Origin of the sequence: Bradyrhizobium sp. DN3 (assembly GCF_041357655.1) — a bacterium.
GTDB lineage: Bacteria > Pseudomonadota > Alphaproteobacteria > Rhizobiales > Xanthobacteraceae > Bradyrhizobium.
The window spans coordinates 1-20003 of sequence record NZ_JAULLN010000057.1; the positions used below are offsets into that span (position 1 = coordinate 1).

19 protein-coding genes and 1 pseudogene are annotated in these 20003 nt (G+C 64.2%); 9 read left to right on the forward strand and 11 right to left on the reverse strand.

What is annotated here, in order from left to right:
* Window positions 1-198: 198 nt before the first annotated feature.
* Window positions 199-606: a hypothetical protein gene (locus tag AAE027_RS38615; protein ID WP_370991039.1), complete on the reverse strand. Its 408-nt coding sequence runs from the start codon at window positions 604-606 to the stop codon at window positions 199-201.
* 308 nt (window positions 607-914) lie between these two features.
* Here AAE027_RS38615 and AAE027_RS38620 point away from each other — a divergent pair, with 308 nt between their 5' ends.
* Window positions 915-1172 (forward strand): DUF2798 domain-containing protein, encoded by a 258-nt coding sequence (locus AAE027_RS38620; protein ID WP_370991040.1) that lies wholly within the window; start codon window positions 915-917, stop codon window positions 1170-1172.
* A gap of 11 nt (window positions 1173-1183) precedes the next feature.
* On the opposite strand, the gene AAE027_RS38625 is transcribed toward AAE027_RS38620, so the two are convergent.
* The 3 genes and pseudogenes from AAE027_RS38625 to AAE027_RS38635 form a co-directional block, all read right to left on the reverse strand.
* Complete coding sequence (locus AAE027_RS38625) at window positions 1184-2971, reverse strand: chloride channel protein (RefSeq protein WP_370991041.1); 1788 nt, start codon at window positions 2969-2971, stop codon at window positions 1184-1186.
* A 42-nt stretch (window positions 2972-3013) separates the two neighbouring features.
* Window positions 3014-3124, reverse strand: a pseudogene (locus AAE027_RS38630) (class II aldolase/adducin family protein); the annotation flags it as partial.
* 164 nt (window positions 3125-3288) lie between these two features.
* On the reverse strand, window positions 3289-3915 hold the full coding sequence (locus tag AAE027_RS38635) for a MarC family protein (protein ID WP_370991042.1): 627 nt from the start codon (window positions 3913-3915) through the stop codon (window positions 3289-3291).
* 85 nt (window positions 3916-4000) lie between these two features.
* On the opposite strand from AAE027_RS38635, the gene AAE027_RS38640 reads away from it, so the two are divergent.
* From AAE027_RS38640 to AAE027_RS38660, 5 genes are all read left to right on the forward strand, one after another.
* Window positions 4001-4207, forward strand: a complete 207-nt coding sequence (locus tag AAE027_RS38640) for a hypothetical protein (protein WP_091898377.1) — start codon at window positions 4001-4003, stop codon at window positions 4205-4207.
* A 113-nt stretch (window positions 4208-4320) separates the two neighbouring features.
* Window positions 4321-4887, forward strand: coding sequence for a YciE/YciF ferroxidase family protein (locus AAE027_RS38645; RefSeq protein ID WP_370991043.1), 567 nt, complete (start codon window positions 4321-4323; stop codon window positions 4885-4887).
* A gap of 153 nt (window positions 4888-5040) precedes the next feature.
* Window positions 5041-5424 carry an Hsp20/alpha crystallin family protein gene (locus AAE027_RS38650; RefSeq protein ID WP_370991044.1) on the forward strand — a complete coding sequence of 128 codons (384 nt, stop codon included), beginning with the start codon at window positions 5041-5043 and terminating at the stop codon, window positions 5422-5424.
* A gap of 8 nt (window positions 5425-5432) precedes the next feature.
* A complete protein-coding gene (gene lon, locus AAE027_RS38655; protein ID WP_370991045.1) occupies window positions 5433-7826 on the forward strand; it encodes an endopeptidase La in 2394 nt (797 codons plus the stop codon).
* 5 nt (window positions 7827-7831) lie between these two features.
* A complete protein-coding gene (locus AAE027_RS38660; RefSeq protein WP_370991046.1) occupies window positions 7832-7987 on the forward strand; it encodes a hypothetical protein in 156 nt (51 codons plus the stop codon).
* Between the two features lie 72 nt (window positions 7988-8059).
* Here AAE027_RS38660 and AAE027_RS38665 read toward each other — a convergent pair whose 3' ends face one another.
* The 3 genes from AAE027_RS38665 to AAE027_RS38675 form a co-directional block, all read right to left on the reverse strand.
* The gene (locus AAE027_RS38665; RefSeq protein ID WP_084805933.1) at window positions 8060-8362 is read right to left on the reverse strand and encodes an HU family DNA-binding protein; all 303 of its coding nucleotides are present in this window, start codon (window positions 8360-8362) and stop codon (window positions 8060-8062) included.
* 282 nt (window positions 8363-8644) lie between these two features.
* Entirely contained in the window at window positions 8645-9877 is a 1233-nt protein-coding gene (locus tag AAE027_RS38670) for an acetyl-CoA C-acetyltransferase (protein WP_370991047.1), read from the reverse strand.
* Window positions 9878-10111: 234 nt separating this feature from the next.
* Window positions 10112-11575, reverse strand: a complete 1464-nt coding sequence (locus AAE027_RS38675; RefSeq protein ID WP_370991048.1) for a GH1 family beta-glucosidase — start codon at window positions 11573-11575, stop codon at window positions 10112-10114.
* Between the two features lie 219 nt (window positions 11576-11794).
* Here AAE027_RS38675 and AAE027_RS38680 point away from each other — a divergent pair, with 219 nt between their 5' ends.
* A complete protein-coding gene (locus AAE027_RS38680; protein ID WP_370991049.1) occupies window positions 11795-13264 on the forward strand; it encodes a sulfatase-like hydrolase/transferase in 1470 nt (489 codons plus the stop codon).
* A 138-nt stretch (window positions 13265-13402) separates the two neighbouring features.
* Here the strand turns inward: AAE027_RS38680 and AAE027_RS38685 are convergent, their stop codons facing one another.
* The 4 genes from AAE027_RS38685 to AAE027_RS38700 all read right to left on the reverse strand — a co-directional run bounded on the left by AAE027_RS38685 (window position 13403) and on the right by AAE027_RS38700 (window position 18202).
* Window positions 13403-13810, reverse strand: coding sequence for a hypothetical protein (locus AAE027_RS38685; protein ID WP_370991050.1), 408 nt, complete (start codon window positions 13808-13810; stop codon window positions 13403-13405).
* Window positions 13811-13871: 61 nt separating this feature from the next.
* Window positions 13872-14039 (reverse strand): hypothetical protein, encoded by a 168-nt coding sequence (locus tag AAE027_RS38690; protein WP_164939438.1) that lies wholly within the window; start codon window positions 14037-14039, stop codon window positions 13872-13874.
* 169 nt (window positions 14040-14208) lie between these two features.
* Window positions 14209-16680, reverse strand: a complete 2472-nt coding sequence (locus AAE027_RS38695) for a TonB-dependent receptor (RefSeq protein ID WP_370991051.1) — start codon at window positions 16678-16680, stop codon at window positions 14209-14211.
* A 163-nt stretch (window positions 16681-16843) separates the two neighbouring features.
* Entirely contained in the window at window positions 16844-18202 is a 1359-nt protein-coding gene (locus tag AAE027_RS38700) for a histidine kinase (RefSeq protein WP_370991052.1), read from the reverse strand.
* Between the two features lie 195 nt (window positions 18203-18397).
* Here AAE027_RS38700 and AAE027_RS38705 point away from each other — a divergent pair, with 195 nt between their 5' ends.
* Both AAE027_RS38705 and fghA read left to right on the forward strand, forming a co-directional pair.
* Complete coding sequence (locus AAE027_RS38705; RefSeq protein ID WP_370991053.1) at window positions 18398-19018, forward strand: response regulator; 621 nt, start codon at window positions 18398-18400, stop codon at window positions 19016-19018.
* 70 nt (window positions 19019-19088) lie between these two features.
* Window positions 19089-19934 carry an S-formylglutathione hydrolase gene (fghA, locus tag AAE027_RS38710; RefSeq protein WP_370991054.1) on the forward strand — a complete coding sequence of 282 codons (846 nt, stop codon included), beginning with the start codon at window positions 19089-19091 and terminating at the stop codon, window positions 19932-19934.
* Window positions 19935-20003 lie beyond the last annotated feature (69 nt).

Sequence of the window (20003 nt, forward strand, 5' to 3'; positions counted from 1 at the left end):
CGTCCACCGCAAGCCCGGCTCTGCGATCATCACGACACATGATCGCCCCTCAAGGGTGAGCCGGGATGGGCGACACATACGCCAAATCCGAATTTCGGTAAAGTGGAATATTTTCGCGAACGAGGATTGACAGAGGGCGACACAGCAAAAAGGGGCGGTGCAAAGCACCACCCCTTGTGGACGAAAACGACCGCTTAATTAATATGGCTGGTAATAGTAGCGCGGACCGCCGTAATAAGGACCGCCGCCGTAATAGCCCGGGCCGCCGTAGTAGGGACCCGGGCCATAATAATAGCGGTTCTCATAGTACTCGCGGCGCTGGCTCTCGGCGATCGCGCCTCCGATCAGACCCGCCGCCATGCCCATGAAGGCGAGACCGGCGGCGTTCGGCCCGCGTCGATAGTAGTGGCGGCGACGGGCAGCGCTGAAATCAGTGACGTCGGAGGAGCCCTGCCCTGCCGTGACACCCTTTGCGGACACCGTCTTGGCCGGTGCTGAGGATGCCGCTGCCGAGGGCGATACGGGGGTTGCGACCAATGCCAGGGTTGCGAACGCGGCCAGGACCATGTTGCGGCGGGACGCGGAAATCATCGGCCCTTCACTCATTTTGACCTTCCTCTATTCTCGCCTCTATTCTCGATTCTCGCCAAAGCGACATAAGCAACGACACGTAACGCGCAAACCACTGAAATGGTTTCCTGATCGCGGCGATCTGCCACGCCTTGAACGATTGTAAACCGAACGATCAGATCCAGCTTGAACCATCCAACCTGAGCGGATAATGAACAGCCGCGCCGTTTTTCGGTCGCCGTAAGCGTGTCACGTGAACCAACGCATCAACCGACGCCGTCGGGATCGATGCCATTTTTGAAGGTTCAACGTGATCGACGCGTCCTTTCCTCGAAAGAAATCAGATGATTGCGGTTCGTAAACTGCCGGCGCGCTATGCGCCGATCGTGATGCAATTCGTGCTGTCGATCCTCATGACGGCGGTGGTGTCGGTCATTTCGACGCTGCGAAGCCTCGGCGCAACGCCGGCGTTCCTGGCAACCTGGCCCGGCGCCTGGGGGCTGTCATGGCTCGTCGCTTTCCCGACGCTGCTCGTGGTGCTGCCGCTGGTCCGCCGGATCGTGGCCTGCCTCGTCGCCGCCCCACCTCAACCAGGCCAATAGCCGGAGCGCCCCTACGACAGCGCCCCCAGCACGCCGCGCGTCGCCTTGTCGATCTCCTCGACATAGCGGCGGCGCGCGAAGTTCTCGGTGAGGAAGCCGACCACCTTGCGGCTGTCGGTGGAATCGACCACCGCCAGCATCTCGGCTTCGGCCTCGTCGAACACCGCCATCGCCGACTTCACGTTCATTTCCGGGATCAGCACGATGTCGATCAGGCGGGCGAGCTCGATCACCTGGATTTCGTCTGCGATGGTGTCGAGATCGCTGGAGAACAGGTCGGGCAGCAGGACGAGGCCGACATATTCGTCCGCGTTGTTGACGATGACGATACCGGGCCGCGATCCCAGCGCGAATTCGCGGCGCACGGCCGCGATCGTCGTGGTCGACGGCACCTTGCCGACGTCCGAGCGCATCAGCCGCTCGACGGTGAGATTACGCAGCCAGCCGACGTCGTTGGCGCTGCGGATGGTCTCGCCGCGCAGGTGCAGGCGCCAGGTCGAGAAGGAGTGGCCGAACATGAAGCGGACGCAGATCGAGGTAACGATGCAGCCGGCGAGCACCACGGCGGTGACGTCGACATTGCGCGTCATCTCGAGCACGAGGAACGACATGGTCAAGGGGCCGCCGACGATGGCGACGCCGAGCGTCGCCATACCGGTCAGCATCGCGACCAGCGGATCGATCACGAAATTCGGGCTGATCAAGAGCAGCAGCGCGGCAAAGAACTTGCCGATCAGGCTGCCGACGAACAGCGAGGCGAAGAACAGGCCGCCACGGAAGCCCGAGGCGAGCGAGACCAGGCAGGCCGTCACCTTCAGGGCGATGATCACCGCGATCAGGCCGATCGTCATGTCGTGAAAGAGATCGAGCACCATGGCGCCGTGGCCGGCGGCCAGCACCTGCGGCGTGACAATCGCGAAGCCGCCGACGATGAGACCGCCGATCACCGGACGCAGCCAGACCGGCATCCAGGCGAACAGGCGCTCGAACGTCGGCGAGGAGCGCATCACGGCGATGCCGACGCCGCTGGTGACGAGGGCGAGCCCGATCAGGGCCAGGTACTGCTCGACACCGACGGCGCTGACCTTCGGTATCTCCAGCGAGTACGGCGCGCCGCCCAGCCATTGCGCTGTCAGGGCGCCCGCGAGCGAGGCCGCCAGGATCGGGGCGGCACTGCCGACCGAATAGACGCCGACGATCAGCTCGCAAGCGTAGAAGGCGCCGGTGATCGGCGCGCCGAACGCCGCCGCGATCGCGGCGGCAGCGCCGCAGCCGACCATCAGGCGCATATCGTTGCGGCGGAGATTGAAAAACTTGCCGAGCAGCGCGGCGATACCCGAGCCGATCTGGGTATAGCCGGCTTCGAGGCCGACCGAAGCGCCGCAGCCGTTGGAGATCAAGGTCTGGCTCGACACCACCAGGCTGTCGCGCATCGAGAGATTGCCGCCGCGCAGCGCATTGGCCTCGATCGGGTCGACCGCGTTCGAGATCTTCATGCGGCGCCGCGACCATTCCATGATGCCGAGCGAGAGCCCGCCGAGCGCCGGCGCGATCAGCGCCGCCCAGGGACTGACGCTCGCATTGGACGAGAGGCGGACATCGATGGGGATGCCGTAGATCACGACGTGCGCGATCTGGGCGATCTCGGCCATCAGCGTCACGATCGCGCCCGCCAGCGTGCCGATCACGAGCGCGAGCGGGATCAGGTAGAACTCGTTGCTGCGCAGCAGGGCACGCAGCCGAACCATGGTGCGGTTCGTTCTCTTGCTATCGATCAGATGTTTGATTCGAACGAACACCTTCTGCCCGCCCTACCCTTCCGACAGGCCGTAGCCGGCCATGCGGACGCTGATATTGCCAGAGGTGCCCTGGTGGATGCCGAGCGCATTCATGCGGCGGCAGGCGTCGATGATGGCCTGTCTCTTGTCGAGCTCGTCCGCTGTCATCGACATCTCTCTTCTTCTCGGCTTCTTGGCGATGAACGTCAGAGGGGAAGTACGGCAAAGCAATGTCGCAGTGCAAGCGAAAGCGACCTGATCGGGCGCCATCTTGCCGACGGATCCGCGGCTCCTCGAAATGAACCGTAAAATCAACAAATTAGCAGATTGCCGCCCCCCTACGACAGACTCGCCCGAACGGCTGCAATGCCGTTGATGACGAACTGCACCGAATAGGCGGCGAGCAACATGCCCAGCACGCGCGAGAGCACGGCATTTCCGGTGCGCCCGAGGGTGCGGGCGATCAGGCTCGCGGAGACGAAGCACAGCATGCAGAGCAGGCAGACCGAGAGCACCACGGCGATGATGATCGCGAGCCTCGCTCCATAGCCGGCATCGCCCGCCAGCAGCAGCGTGGTCGCGATCGCGCCGGGGCCGGCCATCATGGGAATGGCGAGCGGAAACACCGCGACATCGGAGGCATGCTCGGATGTCGCCTTGTCCGCCTCCCGGGCCTCGCGATGCGGACGGTCACCGAAGATCATCTGATACGAGACGCCGAACAGCAGCAGCCCGCCGGCGATCTGGAAGGCGGGAATGCCGATCCCGAGCTGGCGGAGCAGGCCGTTTCCGACCAGCGCGATCACGACCAGGATCGAGGCAGCGATCAGCGGCGCCCGCAACGCGACCGTTCGCTTGATCTTGTCGGGCATGCCGGCGGTGGCGGCCAGAAAGGCCGGCGCAAGGCCGACGGGATCGACCACCAGCAGCAGTGTCACGAAGGCCGACAGGGCGAAATCGATCATGTCTCGGGGGCTCCGCGGAAGGAACGATGGCAGGCGGACTGACTTAGCCCGGCAGAACCATTTTGGAAATCACTGGAGACGATCAATGAGCGACAGTGGAATCGGAATGCTGCTCGGCCATCTCTCGGCCAACCTGCTCTGGCTCTGGTTCATTGGAGCCTTCCTGCTCGGCGCGGTCCTCGTCTACGGCGTGATGAAGGCCGGACGCCTGCGGCGCAGCGAACGCGCGCAGCTCGACCGCAACACCGAGGCCCGGCAACGGCAGGAGGATCCCTACAAGCATCCAACCTGAGAGATCGCCGTGAGCGCCGGTTGCAGTTTGGAACTTTCGTTTTTCAAAGGGCTTTGATCGCCTGAGGATTGAGGGAGGCGACGCCTTCCCATGTGACCTCAAGAGGAGGACGTATGGCTAAACGAGCGAAGAAACGCACAACCAAGAAGACCGCCGCGCGCCGACCGCGTCAGGCGCCGAAGATGCTCAGCGACCTGTTCCTGGAGACGCTGAAGGACATCTATTTCGCGGAGAACAAGATCATCAAGACGCTGCCGAAGATGGCCAAGGCTGCGCATTCGAAGGATCTTGCTGCGGCCTTCAACAAGCATCTGCGCGAGACCCAGGGCCAGGTCAAACGTCTCGACCAGGTCTTCAAGATGCTGGGCAAGCCCGCACGTGGCAAGACTTGCGAGGCCATCAACGGCATCACCGACGAGGGCGCCGGGATCATGAAGGCGTTCAAGAACGCGCCTGCCCTCGACGCCGGTCTGCTCGCGGCGGCGCAAGCCGTGGAGCACTACGAAATCTCCCGCTACGGCACGCTGCGGACCTGGGCCGAGGAGCTCGGCATGCAGGATGCGGCGAGGCTGCTCCAGGAGACGTTGGACGAGGAAGAGGCGACCGACCACACGCTGACCGAGCTAGCGACGTCCGTGATCAACCTCGAAGCGGAAGACGAGTACCGCGCGGCGGCCTGAGCCGCACGCGCGCAATGACGAGACGCCGCGGTCCGAGCCGCGGCGTTTGCTGTTCGGGATCACACGATGGCGCATGGCACGCCCGCGTCGTCGGGCTGGATTTCCGCGGAACCGGCCCCATATGCAGCCTTTCCCACCCGCCGAGTCCGCATCATGCAACCCAAAAATCCCCTCGACTGGATGCTGTCCGAAGCCCTGGACTCGCTGACCCGCGCCGAACGGCTGCGTCAGCAGTTCGGCCGCCAGGAAGCCTGTTGGGAGCCGCCGATCGACGTGCTCGAAACCGAGCATGAGCTCCTGATCCTGGTCGCGCTTCCCGGCGTCAATCCGGACAATGTCGAGACGATGATCCATGACGGCACGCTCGTCATCTCCGGCCAGCGCACCCTTCCGCCGGAGCTTCGCAACGCCCGCATCCACCGGCTCGAGCTACCGCAGGGCCGCTTCGAGCGGCGCATCGCGCTCCCCCTTGGCCGCTACGCCATCAGCCGCTTCGTGATGGACGGCTGCGTTGCGCTGCGCCTCGCCAAATCCTGAGGTCGATCATGGCCACCGAAAAGATGAATAACGTCCAGACCAATTCCCAAAACAATTCCGACGTGAAGATCCCCGAAGACGCGCTGATCATCATCCCCGTGCGCGAGATGGTGCTGTTCCCCGGCGCGATCGCGCCGATTTCGATCGGCCGGGCAAAGTCCATCGCCGCCGCACAGCAGGCGCTGCGCGAGCAGCGGCCGGTCGGCATCGTGCTGCAACGCAGCCCCGAGATCGAGGAGCCCGGCCCGGACGACCTCTACCGGGTCGCGACCATCGCCAATATCGTGCGCTACATCACCGCGCCCGACGGCACCCACCACATCGTCTGCCAGGGCGTGCAGCGCGCGCGCATCCTCGACTTCCTGCCCGGTACGCCTTTCCCGGCTGCGCGCATCCAGCAGATCCCCGAGCCGACCACGACCTCGCCCGAGATCGAGGCGCGCGCGCTGAACCTGCAGCGCCTGGCCATCGAGGCGATCGAGCTGCTGCCGCAGGCCCCGCCCGAGCTGGCCGCGATGTTCCAGGGCACCAGCGCGCCCGGCGCGCTGGCGGACCTGGCGACCTCGTTCATGGACATCAAGCCGCAGGACAAGCAGGAGGTGCTGGAGACCATCGACCTCGCCTTGCGCGTCGAGAAGGTGTCGAAGCACCTCGCCGAACGCCTGGAGGTGCTGCGCATCAGCAACGAAATCGGCCAGAAGACCCGCGCCAGCTTCGACGAGCGGCAGCGCGAGGCGATCCTGCGCGAGCAGATGGCGACCATCCAGCGCCAGCTCGGCGAAGGCGACGGCAAGGCGGCCGAGGTCGCCGAGCTGACGGCTGCCATCGCCAAGGCCAACATGCCGCCCGAGGCGGATGCGCACGCCAAGAAGGAGCTGCGCCGCTACGAGCGCATGCCGGAGGCCGCCGGCGAAGCCGGCATGGTCCGCACCTATCTCGACTGGCTGATCGAGCTGCCCTGGGCGCTGCCCGCGGAGAAGCCGATCGACATCAAGGAGGCGCGCCGCATCCTCGATGACGACCATTTCGGCCTGGAGAAGATCAAGAGCCGGATCATCGAATATCTGGCGGTGCGCAAGCTCGCTCCGCAGGGCAAGGCGCCGATCCTGTGCTTCGTCGGCCCGCCCGGCGTCGGCAAAACCTCGCTCGGCCAATCCATCGCACGCGCGATGGATCGTCCCTTCGTACGCGTCAGCCTCGGCGGCGTGCATGACGAGGCGGAGATCCGCGGCCACCGGCGCACCTATATCGGCGCGCTGCCCGGCAACATCATCCAGGGCATCAAGAAGGCGGGCGCCCGCAACTGCGTGATGATGCTGGACGAGATCGACAAGATGGGCCGCGGTGTGCAGGGCGATCCTTCCGCCGCGATGCTGGAGGTGCTCGACCCCGAGCAGAACGGGACGTTCCGGGACAATTACCTGGGCGTGCCCTTCGACCTGTCGCGCGTGGTGTTCATCGCGACCGCCAACATGCTGGACCAGATCCCGGGTCCGCTGCTCGACCGCATGGAGCTGATCAGCCTCGCCGGCTACACCGAGGACGAGAAGCTGGAGATCGCGCGGCGCTACCTGGTGCGGCGCCAGCTGGAGGCCAACGGCCTCTCGGCCGAACAGGCCGAGATCGAGCCGGAGGCGCTGAAGCTGATCGTCAAGGGCTACACCCGCGAGGCCGGCGTGCGTAACCTCGAGCGCGAGATCGGCAAGGTGTTCCGGCATGCCGCGGTGCAGGTCGCCGAAGGCACGGCCGCGAAGGTCGTGGTGAGCCCGAGGGACATCGCCACCGTGCTCGGCCAGCCGCGCTTCGAGGGCGAGATCGCGCTGCGCACCAGCGTTCCCGGCGTTGCCACCGGCCTTGCCTGGACGCCGGTCGGCGGCGACATCCTGTTCATCGAGGCCTCGCGCGTGCCCGGCCGGGGCGGGCTGATCCTGACCGGTCAGCTCGGCGACGTCATGCGCGAGAGCGTGCAGGCTGCGCTGACGCTGGTGAAGAGCCGAGCCACCCAGCTCGGCATCGATCCGCAGCTGTTCGAGAAGAGCGACATCCATGTTCACGTTCCCGCGGGCGCGACCCCGAAGGACGGGCCGAGCGCGGGCGTTGCGATGTTCACGGCGCTGACGTCCCTACTCACCAATCGCACGGTGCGCAGCGACACCGCGATGACCGGCGAGATCTCGCTGCGTGGCCTGGTGCTGCCGGTCGGCGGTATCAAGGAGAAGGTGGTGGCTGCGGCCGCTGCCGGATTGAAGCGGGTGATGCTGCCGGCGCGCAACAAGCGTGATTACGACGACATCCCGAAGAGCGCGCGGGACAACCTCGAATTCATCTGGCTGGAACGCGTGGACGAAGCCATCGCCGCGGCGCTCGAGCCTGCTGATGCCAAGGTCGAGGCAGCGGAGTGAATGCGATGAGCGGATTGCTGGATAGAGCGAAGCGATCACGGAAAACGCAGCGGCTGCGCCAGCTGCTCGATCGCGCCATCGACCGGGTTCGCGATGCGCTGGCGGCGCCAGGACCGCGGCTTCAGCCGGTCCCGGTCCGGGTGAAGCGCCGCAAGGGTTGAGCCCTCCGTCTCGAGCCCTCGCGGCAGCCCCAAATAAAAGGCCCCCTCCTACCCGAGGGGGCCTTTGCGTTGTCAGGCCACGGCGTCCTTGGCAGCCTTGACCGGGCGGGCGCGGACGATCTTCCGGGCCGGCTTGGCCTTGAACATCATCTCTTCACCCGTGAACGGGTTGGTGCCCTTGCGCGCCTTGGTGGCGGGCTTCTTGATGACCACGAACTTGGCGAAGCCCGGCACCAGGAACAGGCCGTTCTTCTTGAGCTCCTTGTGACCGACGTCGGTCAGCGTCTCCATGACGCTCTTGACGTCACGCTTGGAAAGCTCGGTGGCGGTCGCAATCTTTTCGATCAGCTGCGATTTGGACATTTGGGTTGGCATCGTGTCTCCTCTGATTCGTTGCCGGTTGCATATTAGACCAAGCGGCGAAGGCCTATAGCCTTCTGCACAGTTTTATCGCGTTTTTACGGGCTTTTTTGGCCCTCTGTGACAAAAAACCCTGCATTTTAGCTGCTCCCGGAGCGAAAGGAGCCTCAGGCAGCGGTTTTTGCCTTGTTTCAAAGGCCCGCAAGCCACCTTGCTAAAGCTGATTCGATGCTTTCGACAAGCGACGACCGGCCTCTTTGCCGGAGGCCGGTCGCGATTCACCCTGAAAAATAAGGGTTAGACGCGCTCGATGATGACCGCCGGCGCCATGCCGCCGGCCGCGCACATGGTGACGAGACCGCGCTTGAGGTCGCGCCGTTCGAGCTCGTCGAGCACGGTGCCGATCAGGATCGCGCCGGTCGCGCCGATGGGATGGCCGAGCGCGATCGAGCCGCCATTGACGTTGACCTTGGCGCGGTCGAGCTTGAGATCACGGATGTATTTTTCCGCAACCACAGCAAAGGCCTCGTTGATCTCGAACAGGTCGATGTCGTCGATGGTCAGCCCGGCCTTCGCCAGCACCTTGCGCGTCGCGGGTACCGGCGCGTTCAGCATCAGGGTCGGCGAGTCCCCCATGTTGGCCATCGCCACCACGCGGGCGCGCGGCTTGAGGCCATGCGCCTTGGCGTAAGCCGGCGAGGCCAGCAGGATCGCGGCGGCGCCGTCGACGACGCCGGACGAGTTGCCGGCGTGATGCACGAAGTCGATCTTCAGGTCCGGATATTTTTGCAGGATCAGGCCGCGATAGGTCGTGCCCTTGTCGTCGAGCGCGTAGTCGGCGATCGCCGGAAACGCCGGCTTCAGGCTGCTGAGGCCCTCCATCGTGGTCTGCGGGCGCGGATATTCTTCATGGTCGAGCGCAAGGCTGCCGTCCTCGCGGTGGACGGGCACGAGGCTCTTCTTGAAGTGACCATTTGCCATCGCATGCGCGGCACGTTTCTGGCTTTCGAGGCCGAGCGCGTCGACGTCCTGCCGCGTGATGCCTTCCAGCGTCGCGATCGCGTCGGCACAGACGCCCTGATGCGACTGCGGGTGCCGCGCGCGCAGGCGCAGATTGCCACTATCCATCATCATCGGACCGCCGCCGCGGCGTCCCTCCATCGACATCATCTCGCAGCCGCCGGCGATGACGAGGTCTTCCGCGCCTGCCATGATCGAGCTTGCGGCCATGTTGACGCTGGTGATGCCGGAGCCGCAGAAGCGGTCGAGCGTCACGGCACTCGCGCGCACGTCATAGCCGGCATCGAGCGCCGACATCCGGCCGAGATCGCCGCTTTGCGTTGCGACTTGCGCGCTGCAGCCCCAGACGATGTCGTCGACATCGGCGGTGTCGATGCCGGTGCGGTCGGCGAGCGCGCGCAGCACAGTTGCGCCGAGCTGCTGCGGATGAATGCCCGAGAGGGCTCCCTTGCCGGCCTTGCCGATGCCCCGCGGCGTCCGGCAGGCATCGATGATCAGCGCTTCAGCCATTGGCGTTGTCCTCTTGTTTATGGGTGTTGAGAGGCGTTGTGAATCAGGGGGACTGGTGAGTCAATGCGTGGTGGCTCGCCTCGCCTCTCCTCGCGTGCGGGGAGAGCCTGGATTTTACGCGCAGCGGAAAATCCGGGTGAGGGGGAGCTTCAGCAAGGACGGTGGCAGATGGACTCGTGGGTAGAGCCCCTCACCCCGACCCTCTCCCCGTAAGAATGGGGAGACGCGAAGACATCACACCCCCGCCGCGTTGGTCGCGATCACATTGCGATAGAAGCTGGCGCTGAGTTTTGGGGTGCGGACCTGGGTGTCGAAATTGACGTGGTAAAGGCCGAAGCGCTTGTTCAGCCCGTACACCCATTCGAAATTGTCCATCAGACTCCAGAGGAAGTAGCCGCGCACCGGCACGCCCTCACTGGTGGCACGCTGGAGCTGGGCGAGATAGTTGCGCAGATACATGATGCGGTCGGTGTCGTAGATCTTGCCGTCCGGCCTCACGACGTCATCGCCGGAGGTGCCGTTCTCGCTGATATAGATCGCGTCCGTCTTCCAGATCTTGGCAGCCAGCTTCGGCACCCAATAGATCGTCTCGGGTCCGACGCGCAGCCAGTCCGAATTCATATGCGGGAACGATTTCGGGATCGGCAGCGGCATGAAGCCGGCACCCTGGTCGGAAGCCACCACGTAGTTCTGCGGCGCGTAGATGTTGAGGCCGAGGAAATCAACCGGCGAGGAGATGATCTTCAGCTCCGCATCGGTGTATTTCGGCGCGTTGGCCCCGGCGAATTTCAGGAAGGCCTCGGTATACTGGCCCGTCATGATGACGTTGAGATAGCCGCCGTTCATCTCGCGCAGCGCGATTTCGGCGGCGCGGACGTTCTCCGGCGTGTCGATCGCGGGCGCGCAGGCATCGATGTTCTCGGCCGGTCCCACCCTGGTGCCGTGGCGGCCATGGGCGCGCACGGCCTGCACCGCGAGCCCGTGCGCGAGCGCGCTGTTGTGCCTGATCTGGTTGAGCTCGGCCTGCGGCAGCGTCAGGCCCGGCGCGTCGATGCCAATGCCGTAACCGAAATAAACGAAGCGGCCGCTCTCGTTCAGCGTGAACACGTTCTTGACCCGGTCGGTCAGATGCTCGGCGACATAGGCCGCGTAGTCGCCGAAGATCTTGCAGGTCTCGGTCGAGCGCCAGCCGCCGAAGCGATCCTGGAGCGATTGCGGAAGGTCCCAATGATAGAGCGTCAGCCACGGCTCGATGCCGTTCTTGAGGAGCTCGTCGACGAGCCGGTTGTAGAAGTCGAGCCCTTTCGGGTTCGGCTTGCCATCGCCATCCGGAAACACCCGCGGCCAGGCGACCGAAAAGCGATAGGCCTTGCAGCCGAGCTCCTTGATGAGCGCGATATCCTCCTTGTAGCGGCGATAATGCTCATTGGCGCGGTCGCCGGTCGTGCCGTCCTCGATCTTGCCGGGGATGCGCACGAACTTGTCCCAGATCGAAGCCCCTCGCCCGTCCTCGTTGACCGCGCCCTCGACCTGATAGGACGAGGTCGCCGTGCCCCAGACAAAACCCGCCGGAAAGCCGGTGCCGGTGCGCGGCGGCGGTGCCGGGTTGACCTCGACGGCCCCAACGGGATTTGCCATTCCGGCTGCGGACAGCCCCGCGATTTTCGCGAATTGGCGACGCGAGACCTTGTCCGACATTGATGCTGCCTCCTGGGATGGTTTGGGCCAGACGCCCGACGCTTCGGCGCGGACGCTCCGGCATTATGTCCGGCTTCGACGTCCTGGAAAGTCGGCAAGCCGGGGCCGCCTCCCCATAGTTAACTCATTCAACGCCTTTTCCGCAGCGCAATTAATCTAAGCTTCAGGTCTCGCCTATAGGCTGCACTCAGAAAAAACAGTCCCTTTTTGGTTGCGAAAATGCCTCCGTCGTCAATTGCCGCCAATCCGCGGCGGGCCGCGCAAGGTCGCGAAAAGTGGGCCACGTTCTTTGGCACGCTCGATTCGCCCAACGTGCGGCTCCTCGCGGGCGGGCTGCTGATACCAAACCTCATCTCGCTCGCAACGATGGCTTCACTGGTCGATATCGGCTTGCCGCCGCGGACCATCGCCATCGCTCTCTATGCCAGCATTGCCATCCTGGCGCGGCGTATTCCCTTCATGCTCACGGTCGCGCTGTTTCTTGCCGTGCTCACCTTCGACATTGTGCAAACGTTGTCTCTCATGTTCGGCATCGGGCTGAGTGACCTAATGGCAGCTGTCGACCACGCGAGGCGCATTAATTTCTTCGCCTCACCGCTTTATTTCGCTTTGATCGTCACACTCGTCATGACCACGGGCGTAAGCCTGGCATGCTTAAGGCCGCGCGCCATGCTTATGAATGCGAACATACCGGTTCTCTTCTTCTTGGCACAGGCGTTCGGCGTGATGGACTATGTCAGCAACGCGTCGCCACACTACCATTTCGGCTCCACGATGGGACGCAACGAGCCGATCCAATCCGCTGCGGAGGTGTCGGGTTTTAGGCAGGCAGCAGGGGCCGACGGAAACAACGTCGTCCTGGTGATCGTCGAGAGCTTGGGCTACCTGAAGGACCAGACCGCCCGAACGCGCATAGCAGAACCCCTGTATGATCAAAGTCTGACCAGGGACTACACCATCACCTCCGGAAAAACGGTCTATTTCGGTTCGACGACATCGGGCGAGATGCGGGAACTATGTAATACGCGCACATTCTACACAGAGTACGTTCAGCACGACACCAACACCTGCCTGCCGGATCTGCTGGCCGCGCGAGGGTATAGCAACGTCGCCGTGCACGGCTTCGCTGGAGGTATGTTCGAGCGTGAGCAGTGGTATCCGACAATCGGCTTCGACCAGGAACTCTTCCGCGACGAGCTGGTCAAAACGACCCGCCGCGTATGCGGCAGCGCCTTCGCCGGCGCGTGCGATGCAGATCTCGCGCCCGTGATTTCCGCGGCCTCCCGCGAAGCGGGAAAGCAAGGCAAGCCACGCTTCATCTATTGGCTCACATTGAATACACATATTCCGGTCGCGCCTGGTCAAGCTCTGACGGATTTTCATTGCGAGACCGACGGCGGCGTCTTCGGTCGACCCAAGGTTTGCAGGATGGGCGAACTTTGGCACGACGTATTTGCCGTCGTCGCAAAGATAGCTCGCGACCCAGCCGTGGCGCCGGCCGACATCCTGGTGGTCGGCGACCATGCCCCGCCGTTCTGGTCGAGACATGACCGCGCCCAATTCGAGCCCGGTCAAGTGGCTTGGTACAGGCTCCAGCCCCGGCGAGCGTCTCCTCTGCCGATGCAGGACGCCCGCAACCAACAGCGAGCATCGACAGACGACGCGGATAGCAGTCGAAGTGCGCAATGACCGAGCAGTGGTATTGCACGTGTCTGTCGCTCTCGTCCTCGAAGATCTGTAAAGTGGCTTCACGCCCTCAAGGCTGTCCCGCTGCCGTTTGCCGCTATCAGCCCGGGTAGCGGAGGCCAGCGCGATGCCTCTCCTCGCTCAGCGCGAGCGCTTCGGCAATTTCGGCAGCTTGTCGGGATTGAACGCCGGCATCTGCTCGGTTCGTTCAGGTGCCGGTTGCTGCTTTTCGGTCAGGATGAGTGTTCCCTGGAGGATCATTCCCGGGACTTGTACGGCCGTCGCCGTGTAGGTCGCGATCTTGCCGGGGCAGTTTCCTTCGATGGTCAGCGTCAGCTCATCATCGTTGCCGAACACCGTTGCGCGTCCATCGGTATGACGCTTCGTCGATACAGTGGCGGTGAAGTGATCTCCATCGACCTGACAGGAGCCATGATACGTCATCAGACTGTCACGGCCCCAGATCTGTCCGTCTGCGACATGGACGATCCCGGTACCCTGGTCGAGCGGCGTCTTGTACCAAGCCGCGTAGGTGCCGTCCTTCAGCATGGGAGCCGTCTCCCCTGGTATTCCCAAGCGGATAGTCCGCATCATTAGCGCTAAGAAAGCGTTAATCGCGCGGCCCGTGCCAATCCGGTCTGTCCTTGCGCAGCTCGGCTTCAAGCTCCTCGATGATGCTGTGAAGCAGACACGCGGCGAGCGGATCTGTCACCTCCCGCTCCAGGCGCCTGTAACGCGCGATCTGAAATTCCTGCTCTTTCAACTGGTGCTCTGTCATCAGGCGGGCCCTCCGACGAACCGACGCAGAGATGGCCGGAGAGTTTCGTTAAAATTTTCGGATCATTTTCTATGGTTTCTGATCGGTTAAAGGTCTTTCCTTCCCTCCTTGTTGTGGGAGAGGGAACGGAGCGCGCCCGACGAAATATCCGTAGCGCAATTGGTCACACTCAAAACGTCACCCGCATGCCCGCATAGAACGCCCTTGGCCGCGCCGGGCTGAGCGAGCGCGGGTCGGTGAACTCTGCGCCGCCATTGGTGAAGTTGGGCAAGGCTTCGCGGTCGAAGAACTGGCCGTAGGTCGCGTAACGCTTGTCGAAGACGTTGTCGACGCGACCGTAGAGCTGGACGTTCTTCGTGACCTGGTAGGAGGTGTGGAGATTGAACACCGTGTAGGACGGCAGCTTCGCGAACTGGTTCGACTCGTCGCCGACCAGATACTGGCTGGAGACGAACAGCGCGTTGCCGCCAACCTTCCAGACGTCGGTCACGGCGTAGTCGACGCCGATCTTGACGCGATGGCGCGGGATTGCGGGGATCTGGTTGCCGGGCGAGACGTGGATGGTCTCGGTGACGGGATCCCTGAACGGGCTCTCGGAGCCGAGTTCCAGCGGGTCAAGGAAGCGCGCGTCGAGGAAGGCGTAGCTCGCCTGAAACTGGAGCGTGGGCGACTTGATGTTGACTTCGGCTTCGAACCCCTGCCGGCGCGTCCGGCCGACATTGGAAAAATAGCCGAAGCCGGTGCGCCCGACGGCGGGTACCGCAACAATGTCGTCATAGTTGGTGGCGCGGAAGCCGCCGATCTTCCAGCCGAGCGTGCCGATGTTCAGCTCCTTGGTGCCGCGCAGGCCCGCTTCTACTGTCTTGGACACGACCTGCTTCAGCGGCGGGTCGGAGACGAGGAACGCCGCAAGCAGGCAGGGACGGGTTGGATCGGCACAACCGAGCTCGAGCGGCGTCGGCACGCGGTTGGCCTCGGAATAGCCGGCATAGGCGGTCAGCTCGGGCGTGATCTTGTAGGTGCCGCCAACCACCGGATTGAACCGGGTGAAGGTGTGATCGCCGTTGAGGTCGGTCCCGAGCTGATCTTCCAGCGTGATGCGCGCCACGTTGAAACGGCCGCCGCCGGTGATGGCTAAGGCGTCCGTGACGTTGAACGTATCCATCGCGTAGATGCCGTTATACTGGTTGACGGTCCGCAACGAGACAGGACCGGTAACCGGGTCTGGCGTGCCGGTCGCTCCCAAGAAGACGCCGCTGCCGCTGACGACGTAGTTTTCTCCAATCGAGCCGATCTCGGCGGTCGCATTATAGCGCGTGACACTGGCGTCATAGGTGGCGCCCATCACGAAGCGGTTGTCGTGGCCTAACAGTTGATCGGTGTTGGTGGCCTGCCCCGACACGCCGAGAGTGGTCGACCTTATCGTGCTCCGGTCGATCTCGCCGAGGATGGTCCCCGAGGCGAAGGGATTGGCGAGCTGAAGACCGTTCGTGCCGTTCGCCGGTGTCGTATCGTCGCCGAAGCACAGCAGCCCTGCAATGGCACATTCCTGCACATCGGTCGGATTGCCGTCGACGAGCTTCTGCTCGTAGCGGCGCACATGGGCGGTGCCTTCGAGCGTCCAGGTCGGCGTCGCATCGACCTTGCCGGTGAGGTTGAGATAGCCGACGCGATTGCTCGTGGTCTGCGGTGTGGTGTAGGTCGCGCCCCAATATTTGTCGAGCAACTCGGCCGGAACGGTGGCGCTGGCGCCGAAATCGTTCTTGGCGACGCCCATGCTGGCGTGGAATTCACTGTCGCCGGCCTTGTAGCCGACATCGCCGTAGAAGCGCCGCACGTCCGATCGGGAGAAATTGCGGAAACCGTTGTCGTGCAGGCCCTCGAGCGCGGCATAGACGCCAAAATTCTTGTCGACCTGCTTGCCCCATTGCGCCGAGCCCTGGATGCGGCCGAACGAGCCGCCCATGACATCGAGCTCCGTACCTTGATAGGTGAAGCCGTCCTTCATTTGCAGGTTGATGGCGCCGCCCAGCGCGTTGAGGCCGAAGGCGGGATTGTTGGTCACCAGCGTCACCGACCTGATCGCGGCGGTGGGGATCAGGTCCCAATTGACGGCGTCGGAGAAGGCTTCGTTGATGCGGACCCCGTTCTGGTACACCGCGAGGCCTTGCGGCGTGCCGGTCACGGGCGAGGCGACAAAGCCGCGGAACTCGACGTCGGGCTGAAACGGGTTGCCGGTGACTTCGCTGATGTTGACGCCGGCGATGTTGTCGCGCAGTGCATCGGTGACATTCAGCGAACCTGTGCGCTTGATCTGGCTGGCATCGACGGCATTGATCGACGACGGGACCTTGTCGACGTCGAGACCTCGGCCGGTGCCCGGCGCGGTCGGATAGACGTAAATGCGTGTCCTGGGGCTCGCGGACGACGGCGCGCCTACGCGGGCGACCGGTCGCGACGGCGCAGTGCGCCTCGCCGTCGATGGCGGTGGTGCGGTCACCTCGACCGGCGGCAGGTTCTGAACGTTGGTCTCATCGTCCTGCGCCGCCGCGGCAGGGCCTGCAAAGACCAATCCCGACATCAGCCCCGTCGACACCGAGGCCATCAAGAAACGACGCTTGAACGAAAGACCCTTGCCCATCCCCGCCTTCCCATCCGTGACCACCGGCTGTTTTGATTTTCGCCGTTTGGTCGAGACAAGTGTAATCAGCGGCAGTGGGTGCGCCAGCCACAAAAGGTCGGGAGATATCCGCACCCGTTTTCCCGACCAAATCGGGAATTTTTCCCGATGATCTCGGGCGCGATCAGGCCGCCGCCGTCGGAACCAGCGCCTCGACGGTCAAACCGCTCTCGCCGGAGACGACATTGAGCGTGCCGCCCAGCGCCAGGATCCGCTCGCGCATGCCGACGAGGCCGAAACCGAGCTTGTGCCCCGGCTCCATGCCGCGGCCATTGTCGCTGACCCTCACCCGGGCGCAGACGCGACCATCACGCGTCGCCTGCTCCGCCGGTTCAATGACGACGTTGACCGAGGTCGCGCCGGCATGGCGGAACACGTTGGTGAGCGCCTCCTGCACGATGCGGTAGATGGTGAGGTCGGCGGTCTCGCCGGTCGCGCCCAGCGCGGGCGAAATCGAGGTCTCGATCGTGACCTCGGGATGCGACTCCCGCCATAGCCGCGACAGCGATTCGAGCGCCTGGCGCAGGCCAAGCTCGGCAAGACCGACGGGCCGCAGTCGCTCCAGCACGCGGCGGGTGAACTGCTGGAGCGCATTGATCTGCTCCAGCAAGGCACTGCCGTGCTTTCGGACGGCCTCCGCACTCGGCGCACGTCCGTCCGCCAGCTTCGCCAGCGCGCTGGCATGGGCGCGCAGCGAGAACAGATACGGCCCGAACTCGTCATGCAGCTCGCGCGCAATCTCCTTGCGCTCGACGTCCTGGAGCGACACCGCACGCTCGGCAAGCCGCCGCTTGTCCTCGACCGCCTCGCCGAGCGCTGCCGCGAGATGATTGAGCTTGCCGCAGATCGCGGCGAGCTCGGGCGCGCCGCCCGGCGTCACCCGCGCGTCATAATGCCCGCCCTCGATCTCGGCCATCGTCTCGGCCAACGACTGGAGCGGCACCAGCGCCCGGCCGACCACATTCATCATCACCAGGAACAGCACGACCGCGATAACCGAGCCGACCTCGAGCTGGGTCACGATGCCGTCCCAGATTTCGGCCATTTCGTCGTTCGGATGCGAGGTGATCACAAGCGAGCCGGGCTTGCCATGGATCGAGACGGGCACGCTGACCGCGGTCTGCTCAGGATGAACCAGGCTGACGAACCAGGCCGGCGGCCCGCGCGTGTCGGCGTCGGCATCAGGCCGGGGCGGCGTCAGCGGATTTCCGCCGGCGTCCCGTAGCGCGATGCTGACGTGGCGCAGACGGCTGAGATCGCGCGCAATCTGGTTCAGCCGGGCGTCCGGATCGGGCGCCTCGTTGAGATCGGCAACGATCATCTCGATGAACTCGCGCGCGAGCCGGATCACGCTCTGGTCCTCGGCCTGCACGCGCGGCCCCGCCTCCGCAATCTGGCGGCCGATATTGACGGCGAGCCCGAGTGCCAGCAGCAGCGCCAGCAACAGGTTGATGCGCCCGCGCAAGGATAGATTTTGCCACATTGGTATCGCTCGTGCCCCGCGAAGGTTTTGCCCGCGCCTGTCCGATGACGTTGACAGAGGCGAAGCGGCGGATATCTAATCGGAAGCGTACAGCAATCCCGGCCGGGTTGCATGAGGCGACATGAGACGCGCGCGTCTTGCCTGGTCGGCCCTCATGCGGCGCAGAACAGGCCGAGGCTGTCGCGGGGAACGCCTATGCGCATTCTGATCGTCGACGATCATCCCATCGTCGCCTCCGGCTGCCGTGCCGTGCTGGCCGACGAGGGCGAGATCGAGATTTTGGAGGCTGCCGATGCCGAAGACGGCGAGTGCGTCTTCATCGTCGAGCGCCCCGACCTCTGCATCATCGACATCAACCTGCCGACCGTCTCCGGCTTCGAGCTCGCGCGCCGCATCCTCGAGCGCGCGCCCGAGGCCCGCATCATCATGTTCAGCATGAACGACGATCCGGCCTTCGCCGCGCGCGCGATCGAATGCGGCGCCAAGGGCTACGTCTCCAAGACCGGCGACCCCGACGAGCTCGTCGAGGCGATCCGCGCCGTCGGCGGCGGCGGCACCTACCTGCCGAGCGCGATCGCGCGCAGCATCGCCTTTGCGGGACCGACGCTGGCGCAAAGCCCGCTCTCGAAGCTGAACGCGCGCGAGATGGAGATCCTGCGGCTGCTCAGCGCCGGAAAAAGCCTGTCCGAGATCGCCTGGCTGGTGCAATCGTCCTACAAGACGGTGGCCAACACCTCCTCGATCATGCGACAGAAGCTCGGGGTGAAGACCTCGGTCGAGCTGGTGCGTCTGGCGATCGACAGCGGCGTTGCCTGACATCGCCACAAATTTCGGTCATACAAGCGTTGCAATCTTGATGTGGTGAAATGCCACGGAGCTTTTGGGCATGACGATTCAGACTGTCTCGACGAACAAATCCTATGGCGGCGTGCAAGGCGTATACCGCCACGCGAGCCAGGCGACCGGAACCGACATGGTGTTCTCGGTCTATGTCCCCCCGCATGCCGACGGCGCCAAGCTGCCCGTGGTCTGGTACCTCTCCGGGCTCACCTGCACGCATGCCAACGTCACCGAGAAGGGCGAATTCCGCAAAGCTTGCGCCGAACTCGGCCTGATCTTCGTCGCGCCCGACACCTCACCGCGCGGGCCCGACGTGCCTGGTGATGCCAACAACGCCTATGATTTCGGCCTGGGCGCCGGCTTCTACGTCGACGCGACGCAAGAGCCGTTTGCACGCAATTATCGCATGTGGAGCTACGTCACCGACGAGCTGCCGAAGCTGGTGGCGGAGAACTTTCCGGTCGACGCCAAGCGACAATCGGTGATGGGCCATTCCATGGGCGGTCACGGCGCGCTGACGGTGGCGCTGCGCAATCCGCACCGCTACCGCGCGGCAAGCGCCTTCGCCCCGATCGTGGCGCCCTCGCTCGTGCCCTGGGGCATCAAGGCGCTGACCGGTTATCTCGGGCCGAACAAGGACGCCTGGCGCAGCCACGACACGGTGGCACTGATCGAGGACGGCGCGAAATTCTCCGGCTTCCTGATCGACGTGGGTGAGGCCGACAACTTCCTGAAAGAACAGCTCAAGCCGGAGCTGCTTGAAGCCGCCTGCACCAAGGCAAGCATCCCGCTGACGCTGCGGCGCCAGGCGGGCTACGACCACAGCTACTATTTCATCTCGACCTTCATGAGCGATCATCTGCACTGGCATGCGGAGAGATTGAAGGGGTGATCGCTGTCTCCTCCCCCTCTCCCCGTTCTTACGGGGAGAGGGTTGGGGTGAGGGGCTGCATCCGCGAAA

Bases quoted from the DNA above. Each gene is read 5' to 3' on its own strand.
- AAE027_RS38620 (WP_370991040.1), top strand. From the start codon at position 915: ATGATTGCGGTTCGTAAACTGCCGGCGCGCTATGCGCCGATCGTGATG.
- AAE027_RS38675 (WP_370991048.1), bottom strand. From the start codon at position 11,575: ATGTCGGACAAGGTCTCGCGTCGCCAATTCGCGAAAATCGCGGGGCTG.
- AAE027_RS38615 (WP_370991039.1), bottom strand. From the start codon at position 606: ATGAGTGAAGGGCCGATGATTTCCGCGTCCCGCCGCAACATGGTCCTG.
- AAE027_RS38705 (WP_370991053.1), top strand. From the start codon at position 18,398: ATGCGCATTCTGATCGTCGACGATCATCCCATCGTCGCCTCCGGCTGC.
- AAE027_RS38695 (WP_370991051.1), bottom strand. From the start codon at position 16,680: ATGGGCAAGGGTCTTTCGTTCAAGCGTCGTTTCTTGATGGCCTCGGTG.
- AAE027_RS38665 (WP_084805933.1), bottom strand. From the start codon at position 8,362: ATGCCAACCCAAATGTCCAAATCGCAGCTGATCGAAAAGATTGCGACC.
- AAE027_RS38680 (WP_370991049.1), top strand. From the start codon at position 11,795: ATGCCTCCGTCGTCAATTGCCGCCAATCCGCGGCGGGCCGCGCAAGGT.
- AAE027_RS38700 (WP_370991052.1), bottom strand. From the start codon at position 18,202: ATGTGGCAAAATCTATCCTTGCGCGGGCGCATCAACCTGTTGCTGGCG.
- AAE027_RS38685 (WP_370991050.1), bottom strand. From the start codon at position 13,810: ATGCTGAAGGACGGCACCTACGCGGCTTGGTACAAGACGCCGCTCGAC.
- AAE027_RS38670 (WP_370991047.1), bottom strand. From the start codon at position 9,877: ATGGCTGAAGCGCTGATCATCGATGCCTGCCGGACGCCGCGGGGCATC.
- AAE027_RS38635 (WP_370991042.1), bottom strand. From the start codon at position 3,915: ATGATCGATTTCGCCCTGTCGGCCTTCGTGACACTGCTGCTGGTGGTC.
- AAE027_RS38640 (WP_091898377.1), top strand. From the start codon at position 4,001: ATGAGCGACAGTGGAATCGGAATGCTGCTCGGCCATCTCTCGGCCAAC.
- fghA (WP_370991054.1), top strand. From the start codon at position 19,089: ATGACGATTCAGACTGTCTCGACGAACAAATCCTATGGCGGCGTGCAA.
- AAE027_RS38650 (WP_370991044.1), top strand. From the start codon at position 5,041: ATGCAACCCAAAAATCCCCTCGACTGGATGCTGTCCGAAGCCCTGGAC.
- AAE027_RS38660 (WP_370991046.1), top strand. From the start codon at position 7,832: ATGAGCGGATTGCTGGATAGAGCGAAGCGATCACGGAAAACGCAGCGG.
- AAE027_RS38645 (WP_370991043.1), top strand. From the start codon at position 4,321: ATGGCTAAACGAGCGAAGAAACGCACAACCAAGAAGACCGCCGCGCGC.
- lon (WP_370991045.1), top strand. From the start codon at position 5,433: ATGGCCACCGAAAAGATGAATAACGTCCAGACCAATTCCCAAAACAAT.
- AAE027_RS38690 (WP_164939438.1), bottom strand. From the start codon at position 14,039: ATGACAGAGCACCAGTTGAAAGAGCAGGAATTTCAGATCGCGCGTTAC.